At 41.3% G+C, this 12,032-nt stretch carries 14 protein-coding genes; 10 read left to right on the top strand and 4 right to left on the bottom strand.

The genetic code is table 11. The features are described from left to right. The first annotated feature begins 24 nt into the window (after positions 1-24). The 3 genes from cccA to MHH31_RS11615 all read left to right on the top strand — a co-directional run bounded on the left by cccA (position 25) and on the right by MHH31_RS11615 (position 2,335). A complete protein-coding gene (cccA, locus tag MHH31_RS11625) occupies positions 25-384 on the top strand; it encodes a cytochrome c550 (protein WP_008342390.1) in 360 nt (119 codons plus the stop codon). 120 nt (positions 385-504) lie between these two features. Further along, on the top strand, positions 505-1,221 hold the full coding sequence (locus MHH31_RS11620) for a tRNA (adenine(22)-N(1))-methyltransferase TrmK (protein WP_039169911.1): 717 nt from the start codon (positions 505-507) through the stop codon (positions 1,219-1,221). Continuing rightward, a complete protein-coding gene (locus tag MHH31_RS11615) occupies positions 1,214-2,335 on the top strand; it encodes a Nif3-like dinuclear metal center hexameric protein (protein WP_017367619.1) in 1,122 nt (373 codons plus the stop codon). Before MHH31_RS11620 ends, MHH31_RS11615 begins: the two co-directional genes overlap by 8 nt. A 36-nt stretch (positions 2,336-2,371) precedes the next feature. Here the strand turns inward: MHH31_RS11615 and MHH31_RS11610 are convergent, their stop codons facing one another. Further along, positions 2,372-3,316, bottom strand: coding sequence for a 4-hydroxy-3-methylbut-2-enyl diphosphate reductase (locus MHH31_RS11610; protein ID WP_007501283.1), 945 nt, complete (start codon positions 3,314-3,316; stop codon positions 2,372-2,374). Positions 3,317-3,472: 156 nt separating this feature from the next. After that, entirely contained in the window at positions 3,473-4,195 is a 723-nt protein-coding gene (gene vrrA / locus MHH31_RS11605) for a VrrA/YqfQ family protein (protein WP_342494823.1), read from the bottom strand. A 155-nt stretch (positions 4,196-4,350) separates the two neighbouring features. Between vrrA and MHH31_RS11600 the strand changes: the two genes are divergently transcribed. Beyond that, positions 4,351-5,670: a DEAD/DEAH box helicase gene (locus MHH31_RS11600; RefSeq protein ID WP_024718822.1), complete on the top strand. Its 1,320-nt coding sequence runs from the start codon at positions 4,351-4,353 to the stop codon at positions 5,668-5,670. A gap of 9 nt (positions 5,671-5,679) precedes the next feature. Further along, positions 5,680-6,573 (top strand): deoxyribonuclease IV, encoded by an 894-nt coding sequence (locus tag MHH31_RS11595; RefSeq protein ID WP_342494822.1) that lies wholly within the window; start codon positions 5,680-5,682, stop codon positions 6,571-6,573. Between the two features lie 49 nt (positions 6,574-6,622). On the opposite strand, the gene MHH31_RS11590 is transcribed toward MHH31_RS11595, so the two are convergent. Then, complete coding sequence (locus tag MHH31_RS11590) at positions 6,623-6,877, bottom strand: DUF2624 domain-containing protein (RefSeq protein ID WP_008342377.1); 255 nt, start codon at positions 6,875-6,877, stop codon at positions 6,623-6,625. A gap of 140 nt (positions 6,878-7,017) precedes the next feature. On the opposite strand from MHH31_RS11590, the gene MHH31_RS11585 reads away from it, so the two are divergent. The 5 genes from MHH31_RS11585 to MHH31_RS11565 all read left to right on the top strand — a co-directional run bounded on the left by MHH31_RS11585 (position 7,018) and on the right by MHH31_RS11565 (position 11,135). After that, a complete protein-coding gene (locus MHH31_RS11585) occupies positions 7,018-7,899 on the top strand; it encodes a YitT family protein (protein ID WP_007501276.1) in 882 nt (293 codons plus the stop codon). A 135-nt stretch (positions 7,900-8,034) separates the two neighbouring features. Further along, complete coding sequence (locus MHH31_RS11580) at positions 8,035-8,811, top strand: ABC transporter ATP-binding protein (RefSeq protein WP_008342368.1); 777 nt, start codon at positions 8,035-8,037, stop codon at positions 8,809-8,811. After that, positions 8,811-9,671: a metal ABC transporter permease gene (locus tag MHH31_RS11575; protein WP_007501274.1), complete on the top strand. Its 861-nt coding sequence runs from the start codon at positions 8,811-8,813 to the stop codon at positions 9,669-9,671. Before MHH31_RS11580 ends, MHH31_RS11575 begins: the two co-directional genes overlap by 1 nt. Then, positions 9,649-10,077 carry a Fur family transcriptional regulator gene (locus MHH31_RS11570; RefSeq protein WP_003217433.1) on the top strand — a complete coding sequence of 143 codons (429 nt, stop codon included), beginning with the start codon at positions 9,649-9,651 and terminating at the stop codon, positions 10,075-10,077. Before MHH31_RS11575 ends, MHH31_RS11570 begins: the two co-directional genes overlap by 23 nt. A gap of 140 nt (positions 10,078-10,217) precedes the next feature. Then, on the top strand, positions 10,218-11,135 hold the full coding sequence (locus MHH31_RS11565) for an ROK family protein (RefSeq protein ID WP_058336639.1): 918 nt from the start codon (positions 10,218-10,220) through the stop codon (positions 11,133-11,135). Positions 11,136-11,362: 227 nt separating this feature from the next. Here MHH31_RS11565 and MHH31_RS11560 read toward each other — a convergent pair whose 3' ends face one another. After that, positions 11,363-11,941, bottom strand: coding sequence for a nucleotidase (locus MHH31_RS11560; RefSeq protein WP_008342361.1), 579 nt, complete (start codon positions 11,939-11,941; stop codon positions 11,363-11,365). Positions 11,942-12,032 lie beyond the last annotated feature (91 nt).

The following is a 12,032-nucleotide window of genomic DNA, read 5'->3' as shown; positions in this document are numbered from 1 at the left end:
TTCACAAAGGGGAGGATGAAAGAAATGAAACGGAATCCACTTATACCATTCTTATTGATTGCCATTTTAGGTATTGGACTCACTTTTTTCTTATCAATGAAGGGGCTGAAAGATGAAGACAAAATTGCCTCTGGGGGCAAAGAGCAAAAGCAAGAAGAGACCGCAAATGCGACGCCGGAAGAATTGTATAAGCAGAACTGTATTAGCTGTCATGGGGAAAACTACGAAGGTGGCGCTGGTCCTGCATTAAAAGGTGTTGGCGACAAGCTTGAAGTAGCAGACATCAAGAAGAAAATTCAAGAAGGCGGAAATGGGATGCCGGGCGGGCTAATTCCGAATGAAAAGCTCGATGAAATGTCAGAATGGGTATCCAAAATTAAATAATAAAGCGCAAAAAGCTCTTTTTCATCAGAAGAGCTTTTTTCATTTGAAAACGACTTTTAAAAAGTCCATAATTTATATAAGATAGACAAGTATGAACATTAAAGAAAAGTAGTGATATGGATGAATGAAATGAATTTGTCAAAACGATTAAAAAGAGTCGCAGACTTTTTACCAAAAGAGGCGGTCTTTGCTGATATTGGCTCAGATCATGCCTATTTGCCATGTTATGCGATATTACATCATAAAGCATTGAAAGCCATTGCTGGTGAAATTACTGATGGACCGCTTCAATCTGCGAAGCAGCAAGTACATAGGCTTGAATTAGATGAGCAGATTTCAGTCAGAAAAGGCAATGGCCTTGAAGTGATTGAAAAAGGCGAGGTGAATGCTGTCACAATTGCAGGAATGGGCGGAGCACTCATTGCAAGCATTCTAAATGAAGGTAAACACAAGCTCACAGGGCAGGAGCGGCTTATTCTTCAGCCTAATATTCATGCCCACCATATTCGTTTATGGCTCTATCAAGAGGGGTATGAACTGATGGATGAAGTGATTTTAGAAGAAGATGGCAAAATATACGAAATCATCATTGCCGAAACTGGCGACAAAGATAAAGCCTATGAAGGCATGTCGATTGAAACAGGCATGCTCGTTGGTCCGTTTCTTGCCAAAGAGCAAAATGATGTCTTCCGGCGCAAATGGATGAATGAGCTTCAGCACATGGAGCATATAGAAGGCCAGATTCAACAAGCAGCGCCGACGGAAGAGAACAAAGAACGTCTGAAAGAGCTGAATGCGAAAATAAAAATTCTAAAGGAGGTTTTGACTGTTGGCTAAAACAGTGAACGGGCATGAAATCATCCAATTATTTGAGCAATTTTCACCAAAGGCATATGCGGTGGAAGGTGATAAAATCGGGCTCCAGATTGGAACGCTGAATAAAAAAGTGACCAATGTCATGATCACCTTAGATGTATTAGAAAATGTGGTAGATGAGGCAATTGAGCGGAAGGTGGATCTCATTATTGCCCACCATCCGCCAATTTTCCGTCCATTAAAACATGTGGCGACAGATCAGCCGGCAGGACGGATCATTGAGAAATGCATCAAACATGATATTGCGGTGTATGTAGCACATACAAACCTGGATGTGGCTGATGGAGGAGTCAATGACTTGCTTGCAGACGCTTTAGAGCTCGGGGAAACAAAAGTGCTAGTTCCAACATACGAAGATCCAATTAAGCAGCTAGCCTTGTATGTCCCAGTGGAATTTGAAGAGGCCATCAGGACGGCTTTAGGAAATGCGGGAGCTGGCCATATTGGAAACTACAGTCATTGCGCTTTTTCAAATGAAGGGACAGGCAGTTTTCTGCCATCAGAAGAAGCTGTGCCATTTATTGGTGAGACGGGTAAATTGGAATTTGTGAAAGAAGTACGAATCGAAACCATTTTCCCAGCAAGTATTGAAAAACAAGTGATTCGTGAAATGATCAAAGCACACCCTTATGAAGAAGTGGCTTACAGTGTACACACGACAGATCTTCCTCCTATTCAAAAAGGCCTTGGCCGTATTGGAGAATTAAAAGAACCTATGACACTTAAAGACTTCACTCAATTTGTGAAAACGAAGTTAGATGTGAATGGAGCGCGTTTTGTAGGAGATCAGGAAGCGGTCGTGAAAAAAGTAGCTGTGCTTGGAGGAGACGGAAATAAATATATCCATCAAGCGAAAAGAATGGGGGCAGATGTGTACGTGACTGGCGACCTTTATTTCCATGTCGCTCACGATGCCATGATGCTCGGACTGAATGTAGTGGACCCGGGTCATTACGCAGAAAAGATCATGAAAGAAGGCGTGAAGACAAAACTAGAATCGCTATGTACAGATAAAAAATATGATGTGCAGTTCTTTGTATCAGAATCAAACACAAACCCGTTTCAATTTGTGTAAGCAAAAACGTCAGAGCATAGCAGCTCTGACGTTTTTTTATTTCTTTGTTTTCACGCGAGGTAATATCTTAGAAAGAGGAACCGTCCGTTCAATTTTCCATGTCGATTCATCATCAGGTTCGTAGTTTTCTAAGAAACGAATGACTTCTTTTGTAATAGGTGTAGGTGTGGAAGCACCTGCAGTAACGGCAACGGTTTTTACCCCTTGGAGCCATTCAAGCTTTAACTCACTGAGATCACCAATTCGGTAAGCCTGCGTTCCTGCAATCTCCATTGACACTTGCGCCAGACGATTTGAGTTATTGCTTTTTGGATCGCCGACCACAATGGTCAGATCGGCTTGGCCTGCTTGCTGTGACACAGCTTCCTGACGTACCTGTGTCGCAAGGCAGATTTCTTGATGGTACTCGACGTGAGGATATTTTTCTTTAATGAGCTCCATCAGATCATGAACATCCCACTGAGACATTGTCGTCTGATTGGTGATGAGCAGTTTATCTGACGTTAAATCGAGCGCTTTAATATCAGCTTCTGTTTCGACAAGGTGCACTTTGTCAGGTGCAACACCGACGGCTCCTTCTGGCTCAGGGTGACCCTTTTTTCCGATATAAATAATGTCATATCCATCAGCTGTTTTTTCTGAAATGAGTTCATGTGTTTTCGTGACATCTGGACAGGTCGCATCAATGGCGACAAGGCCCTTTTCTTCTGCAATTTGACGGACTTCAGGAGATACGCCGTGAGCGGTGAAAATCACTGTGCCACTTTCAACCTGTTTTAAAATATCCAGACGGTTTGGTCCGTCCAGTGTGTAAATTCCATCTTCTTCGAAGGCATCTGTGACATGTTTGTTGTGCACAATCATACCTAATATATAAATTGGGCGTGGCAAGTTTTTATCAAGTGCGGCATTTTTAGCAATGACCATTGCATCTACAACGCCATAGCAATAGCCACGCGGCGAAATTTTAATTACATTCATTTATTCGTCCTCCTGTAGGGAAGTGCTGCTAGAGAAGAACAATATAAAAAGCCGTGAAAAACGGCTTTTGATCATTCTCTTCCTTCATTATAGCCAAAGTAAGCGCATATATCAAAGATTGTTATACATGGGAAACACTTCGCCTTTAAAAGATCACTAGACATATAGTTTCGGAATGGAACTACCCGATCTTTTTTTCGGTTTTGCTTCAGGAGCAGCTGATGTGTGTACAGTCCCTTTTTTGACAAGGATGTCCTCTGGTTCTTCTTCGTTTCCTTCTTCTATTTCATCATCAACCGGTGCTGTTTGTTCGTGCGGAACGTCTGTTTCTGCAGTGATTTCTTTTGGTTCTTCGTCTGCATCATTCGTATTTGTTTCATCATCATCCGCACTGCCAAGCTGGCTATAGAGTTTAATCATGGCAGGCAAATTTCTGACTAAAGGACCGTATTGCTGAATCATAGGCGTGAATTGCTGCGCCATTCCGAGTACTTTTTGAACATTTCCTAACATGCTTGAAAGGTTCGCAGGGTTTGCGAAGCTCTGGATTCCTTGTAATCCCGCACCACCTCCAGCTCCAGAGATCCCTGCTCCTCCAGCTCCAGGAAGAAATTTTGCCAGCATGCCCTTAATTCCGGCTCCGCCGCCTAGTGCACGGCTTTCGCCTCCAGGAATGCCACCCATCCCGCGTAGACCGCCGCCTTGTACAGACGGAGAGCGAGGCATCATTTGTTGAAATTGGTTGCCTTGCCCTTGAAAAGGCTGTTCGATCGGAGCCTGCTGTCTCCGTTGAAAAATCCCGGGCTGTCCGCCATTTCCAAGGTGCCGGCGTGAGGGGCGATGCGGCTGAAAATCGCCCATAGGCCTTTGCCCTAACATACTTGTACCTCCCTTACTGCATTCTCTTTCTCTTCATAGGTTATGCAGGGAAGTATCATTTGGTTTCCTGTGAGAAAAGCGGACATGGTTTTTTTGCGGAAAATCAGCTATAATGAGGAGATGAGCAAAAAGGCATTGCCTTAAGGAGTGAAAACATGAAAGAAACGAAATTTACGACATATGAATTAAAGTCTTTTATTATAGATGCTATTCATGAACTGGGCTTTTATGAGCCGACTGATATTCAAAAAAGAATCATCCCTGCTGTTTTAAAAGGTGAAAGCGTGATTGGACAGTCTCAAACAGGGACAGGGAAAACCCATGCGTATTTATTGCCGCTTATTCATTCAATTGATCCAAGCAAAGAGCAAGTACAAGTGGTCATTACTGCACCAACACGAGAATTAGCGAATCAAATTTTTAAAGAAGCACAAACGATCTTAAAAAATACGCCTCCAGAAGAAGAAATCAAGGCAAAGCTTTACATTGGCGGAACGGACAAGCAGAAATCCATTCAAAAGCTAAAGAATCAGCCGCACTTAGTGGTCGGCACTCCTGGACGTATTGCTGATCTTATTCATGAGCAAGCGCTGAATGTGTACAAAGCAACATCTCTTGTCATTGATGAAGCAGACCTGATGCTGGATATGGGCTTTTTAGAAGATGTGGATCGTATTGGCTCACAAATGCCAGAACAGCTGCAAATGCTCGTGTTCTCAGCAACTATTCCAGAAAAATTAAAACCTTTCCTCAAAAAATATATGGATAATCCGAAATATGCACATGTTGAACCGAAACGCATTACGGCTGAAAACATTCAGCATATTTTAGTTCCATCTAAACAGCGTGATAAATTAAAATTACTTCATGAAATGGTGACGAATGTACAGCCTTATTTAGGGATCATCTTTGCCAACACGAAATCAACTGTTGATGAAATTGCCTCATTCCTACAGGAAAAAGGAATGAAAATTGGGGTACTTCATGGTGGTTTAACGCCTCGTGAACGTAAAAAAGTGATGAAACAAATTGAAGATTTGGAGTTCACCTATATTGTGGCATCTGATCTTGCTGCCCGTGGGATTGATATTAAGGGCGTCAGCCACGTGATTAACTATGAGCTCCCATCCGATCTTGATTTCTATGTTCATCGTGTGGGAAGAACGGCTCGCGCTGGTTCATCTGGCATTGCGATGACCATTTATGATCTTGCTGATGAGGATGCACTCGTTCAAATTGAAAAAATGGGTGTTGTATTTGAAAACAAAACGATTGTTCATGGCGAATGGCGAGATGCAGATGATCGTTTGAAGCGTCAAAGACGTAAAAAAGCACCAAATGAAATTGAAGAAAAAGCAAAACGCCTTGTCAGAAAACCGAAAGCCGTCAAACCTGGATATAAAAAGAAAATGACACGTGAGATGGATAAGATCAAAAGACAAGAACGTAGAAAGTCAAAGCGTAACGGAAAGTAGGGGGACACATTGTTGAAGATTGGATCACATGTATCCATGAGCGGAAAACATATGCTACTTGCAGCGAGTGAGGAAGCTGCCTCTTATGGTTCAAATACTTTTATGATTTATACAGGTGCACCGCAAAATACGCGCCGTAAAAAAATTGAAGATCTCAATATTGAAGCTGGACATGCGCATATGAAAGAGCATGGTATGACAGATATCGTCGTTCATGCACCGTATATTATCAATATTGGGAACACAGTGAATCCAGCGACATTTGAGCTTGGAGTGGACTTCCTTCGCTCTGAGATAGAGCGTACAGAAGCGCTAGGTGCAAGACAAATTGTTCTTCATCCAGGTGCGCATGTCGGAGCAGGTGCAGATGCTGGAATTCAAAAAATCATTGAAGGTCTCAATGAAGTCATTGTGAAGGGGCAGGAGGTTCAAATTGCGCTGGAAACAATGGCGGGAAAAGGATCAGAGTGCGGAAGAAGCTTTGAAGAGCTTGCCCAAATTATTGACGGTGTGACACATAACGAAGCACTTTCTGTTTGCTTTGATACGTGTCACACGCACGATGCAGGTTATCCCATTGTGAGTGATTTTGATGGAGTTTTAGAAGAATTTGATCGAATTGTCGGGATCGACCGAATCAAAGTTCTTCATATTAATGATAGTAAAAATGTACAAGGCGCAAGAAAAGACCGACATGAAAATATCGGTTTTGGAGAAATTGGTTTTGATGCCCTGAGCTATATCGTTCAACATCCACAGCTTCAAGATGTGCCGAAGATTCTAGAAACGCCTTATGTAGGTGAAGATAAAAAGAACAAGAAACCACCTTATAAATTCGAAATTGCGATGCTGAAAGAAAAGCAATTTGATGAAGGTTTACTAGATAAGATTACGGGTCAATAAAAAGTGCATGCAATGTGATGAGGTGCCGCTAAATGCGGCCCTTTTTTGCCTAATTTGTGAATTGATTAAACAGATCATTGACGGTCTGTGCTGTCTGTTTAGACGTAATCGCTTCCACTTGCTTAAGCAGCCGGTTGCGCTCTGCATCATTAAAAATATTGACGTTTTTCCCATTCATGAGTTTGGCGACCTCTGCAGCCTGATTGGATGTTAAGCTGACCCCATACTGTTTTGCATACCTTAACAAGTCATTTGCTGTGATCTGATTCAGACGCTGCAACACAATTTTTTGAATTAAAATCAATTCCATTCCTCCCCTCTGTATCAATGTATGGGCGAAAACGGAAAATGTGCAAAAAATTTTATTTTACTCTGTGAAATGATAAAATAGTAAAGTGAATAAAATGTTCATTGAAAACTAAACATGTGTAGAAGGGAGAACGTATGGCAAATAGTAAACAGCATAAAAAGGAATCAGTGCCTCATTTTATTTTGAGAATTTTTCTGATTCTAGTAGGAGCTGCATGTGCAGCAGTCAGCATTGAATTATTTTTAGTGCCAAACAATATTATTGATGGAGGCATCATCGGTATTTCGCTTATTTTGGATTATCTTTTTACGGATAACCCATTCATTAATTTTGCGACGATTGTTGTCATTTTAAATATTCCATTTATGATATCAGGATACAAACATATTGGGAAAACCTTCTTGATTTCCACTGTGATTGGAATTGTCAGCTTGGCCGTGATTGAATCTTCACTCCATCATGTAGAAGCATTTACGACGCAGCCGATTTTAGCTACTGTATTTGGAGGGCTGTTACTCGGGTTTGGCGTTGGGCTTGTGATACGGAATGGAGGCTCAATGGACGGAACGGAAATCTTAGGAATTCTTCTGACGAAAAAAATTCCTTTCTCCGTCGGTGAGTTTGTCATGATCGTCAATGTGTTCATTTTTATTTGGGCGGGCTTTGTCTTCGGACCGGAGCAAGCTATGTATTCTGTCATGACATATTATTTGGCAATGAAAACAATTGATGCTGTCATTCAGGGACTAGATGAAACAAAAGCTGTCATTATCGTTTCGGATTATTATGATGAAATTTCAGATGCGATCCTTCATCGTCTCGGCAGGGGAACCACCAAGCTTAGAGGAAAAGGCGGCTATACCGATGAAGAAAAAGATGTCATTTACGCCGTCGTGACAAGACTTGAAATTACGAAGCTGAAATCTATCGTGTTTGAAATTGATGGTCAAGCCTTTATTACGATTATGGATACGCATGAAACAAAAGGCGGTAAATTCAAAACAGCCATTCATTAGCTTTTATTTTACTTTTTTATCTTTCTTTTATATAATGAAATGTATGTATGGACAAAGAAAATGGCTTTTGCCATTTTCTTTTTGTTGTATAAATCGTAATCATTCTTTTTATATTGGATTAAAGGTGGAAGATTTATGGCAAAGCCAATTATTGAAATGAAGGACATTTCGTATTCATATGGACAGCGAAATGTCATTGATCACATTCATTTAACGGTAGAGGAAGGAAACTTTCTAGCACTTGTTGGACCGAATGGATCTGGTAAAACAACCTTATTAAAATGCCTGCTTGGCTTGATTAAACCCCAGCAGGGAGAATTGAAGCTCTTTGGCACACCAGCTCAAAAATTTAAAGACTGGGATCAAATTGGATTTGTTTCTCAAAAGGCGAATAGCTTTAATACAGGGTTTCCTGCTTCTGTATACGAGGTCGTGGCAAGTGGTTTAACGGCGAAGATTGGTTTATTCAAACGCATGAGTAAGCAGGATAAGCTTCAAGTAGATGAGGCGATCCGCTCAGTTGGTATACAAGACTTAAAACATCAAAACATTGGTGAGCTTTCAGGCGGTCAGCAGCAGCGTACATTTATTGCCCGTGCACTCGTCAGTCAGCCGAAGCTGCTTATTTTAGATGAACCGACTGTGGGTGTAGACCAAAGAACAGTAGAGGGCTTTTATCAGCTGTTAGAAACATTGAACAAAGAAAAAGGAATGTCTTTAATTCTCGTTACACATGATGTAGGAACCGTTTCTGACAAAGTCACGCATGTGGCTTGTTTAAATCAGACACTTCATTTTCATGGAGATGCGGAAACGTTTGATTCGATGGATGATCAGGCGCTTTCTCAGTTTTACGGGCATGACATTCAAGTGATTCATCACGATCATCACCATCATGGGGGACATGAATAATGCTATTTCCATTTTTTCATTATGAATTTTTACAAAATGCGTTTATCGCAGGTATGCTGATCGGCTTTATTGCGCCCTTACTTGGTGTATTTATTGTCGTGAGAAGGCTCTCTCTCATCGCAGATGCGCTTAGTCACGTGTCACTTGCTGGGATAGCGGCAAGTTTATTCCTTGATAAAAAGTTTGGACTTTTGACAGGGGTTAGCCCGCTTTACTTAGGAATGGCTTTTTCTGTGGCTGGCTCATTGTTTATCGAACGTCTGCGCTCTGTGTATAAACATTATCAGGAGCTGGCGATTCCCATTATTTTATCGGGTGGTATTGGGATCTCTGTTATTTTCATTTCACTTGCAAATGGTTTTAATACAGATTTGTTCAGTTATTTGTTCGGAAGTGTCAGTGCGGTTTCAAGGCTCGATCTTTGGATTATTGTTGGGATCTCACTGGTCGTTGTATTAGTGGTTGTGCTCTTGTATAAAGAATTGTTTTTGCTTTCTTTTGATGAAGAACATGCGAAGGCTTCTGGTATTTCAGCTAAGTGGATTCATTTTATTTTTATTTTAGTCGTTGCACTTGTCATCGCAGCATCGATGCGTATTGTCGGTACACTCCTAGTGTCCGCACTCATGACACTGCCAGTTGCGGCAAGTATTCGGATTGCCAAAGGGTTTAAACAGGCGATTTTCCTTTCCATCTTATTTGGGGAATTGTCTGTTATGGTCGGCTTGATTTTAAGTTATTATCTTGATTTAGCGCCGGGTGGAACCATTGTGATGCTGTCTATCTTGATTTTAATCGGCTGTATTAGTATTGGGAAATTCAGAAGGGGGAATCATCATGAACGTACAAGAAGCGCTTGATTTATTAAAGGAAAAAGGCTATAAATATACAAGCAAACGTGAAGATATGCTTCAATTGTTTTCTGATTCTGATAAATACTTGACCGCTAAAAATGTATTAACAGCTTTAAGTGAAGATTACCCAGGGCTTAGTTTTGATACGATTTATCGAAACCTGTCTTTATATGAAGATCTTGGGATATTAGAGACAACGGAATTATCAGGGGAGAAACTGTTCCGTTTTAAATGTTCGTTTTCCCACCATCATCATCACTTTATTTGTTTGACGTGTGGTAAAACAAAGGAAATTGACGCTTGCCCTATGGACAAGCTTGATGCTGATCTAGAGGATTATCACATTAGCGGACATAAATTTGAAATTTACGGAACGTGTCCTTCTTGCGAACCGAAAGAAGTTCATTCATGAAAGAAGCCAGCCGATGGGCTGGCTTTTTGTTTTGTGATCTTGAAAACGTTTTACAAAGGATAGCTGTTTCATTAAAATGAGAACAATAGATCATCTATTGAAACATAAATGAGTCTTTTGAAATAGGGGAGTGGTCAAAGGTGGCGTATTATGTTGTTTTCGATGTAGGCGGAACAAAAACAAAGCATGGGGTCATGGATCGAAATGGTGAGCTGATCACGAGCGGCGACTACGAAACAAACTGCCGACAACTTGAGCCGTTTTTAGAGGACATGGAGAACGTGGTGAAAGAGTATCAAAGGACTTGGGATATCAAAGGGATTGCGATGAGTCTTCCGGGTTTTGTTGACAGTCAAACGGGTTATACGGAATTTGCAGGAGCGATTATTGCTTTAAATGGCCAAAATGTCAAAACGCTTTTGGAAGAAAAAACATCACTTCGTGTAGAAGTAGAAAATGATGCGAACTGTGCAGCGCTGGCTGAAAAATTTAGTGGTCATGCGAAAGAGTGTGACAGCTTTATATGTATGACGCTTGGGACTGGTGTCGGCGGCGGTATTTTTGCTGGTGGCGAGCTTGTTCGCGGTGCCTCTTTTCGCGGCGGTGAATTTGGTATGATGCTGACAGAAACAGAAAATGGTCAGTTTACCACACTCAACAGCAGTGCTTCGACAGCTGGATTGATACGAAGTTACAAAGAGCAGCAGGGCATTCCACAAAGTCAGCAAATCGACGGTCAAGAAATCTTTGAAAAAGCCAAGCAAGATCCGGCCATTGAGAAGATGATCGATCAGTGGTACAAACGAATCGCAATTGGTATTTACAATGTGGCAACAGTTCTCAATCCAGAGAAAATCCTCATTGGCGGGGGCGTGAGTGCAAGGCCCGATTTGATTCCAAACATTGAGAAACATTTACATACTTTGCATGCATGGAAAAACATACAGGTGACACTGGAAACGTGCTATTACTTCAATCAGGCAGGTATGATGGGTGCACTTTATCATTTTTTAATAAAAGAAGGACATCATCGTACAATCAAAAAGTCGATACATTAAACGGATCGGCTTCAGCGTGTAGACAAACCGTCGCATTCTTTGTCAGTCCTGCGTGCTGGTGCTCACGAATGTCAAATTCGCTCCGCGCCAGTACTCGTCCTTCCTAGGGCTGCAAAGGTTTTCTATCACGCTGAAACGAAGACAAAGGGCTAAAATAAAGTTCATTTTAGCCCTTTGTCAACAATCTGAAGCCGATACATTAAAAACGTATCGGCTTTTGATCTGTTTTAGTAAGCAGTTTGCAGACGCTTTTCATATTGTTTGATCCATTGGGATGCTTCTTGCCAGTTATTAACGCGAATGATCCGTTCATCAATTGGCATTTGATTATACGGTGAGTTAAACAGAATCACTGGAATGTCAGCTTCTTTTGCAATCATTGTGGCATTGCCATGGTGATCTTCAAAAAACACATCGATCTTATGTTTTTGAACAGCTTCCACCTTATGATGTCCGCCAACAAGCTCGATATCGTCGTAATGGACATGATTCTCCTCAAACCATTTGTAGGTGATGTCTGAGTGATGCTGCCTTCTGGCTGTGATATAAATCAATTGATGATGATGTTTCATTTGATTGAGGATTTCTTTTGCACCCTCGGCAGGCTTTGCCTGTTTATAAATAAGAGGCTCATACTCATTCATCCAGCCCCAAAATTCTTCATTTGAAATCTTTAAAAGCTTCGTCAAATCATATTCCGTCATATCATCTAGTGTGATGTCACATTGAAACGACTCATTTAAGTAGGGGACAAAGGTGTCCTGCGCCGTGACTGTGCCATCGATATCAATTCCTAAACGTAACATGCCCACACTCCTCATATTTATCCTCTTAAAGTGTAACATAATCAATTCACAATTCCAGCAAGTTTTAGCAAACATGAAACAGACATTTTTG

The sequence above is a fragment of the Bacillus sp. FSL K6-1033 genome, assembly GCF_038630765.1.
GTDB classification, from domain to species: Bacteria; Bacillota; Bacilli; order Bacillales; family Bacillaceae; genus Bacillus; species Bacillus altitudinis.
This window is presented reverse-complemented; position numbering and strand designations above follow the sequence as displayed.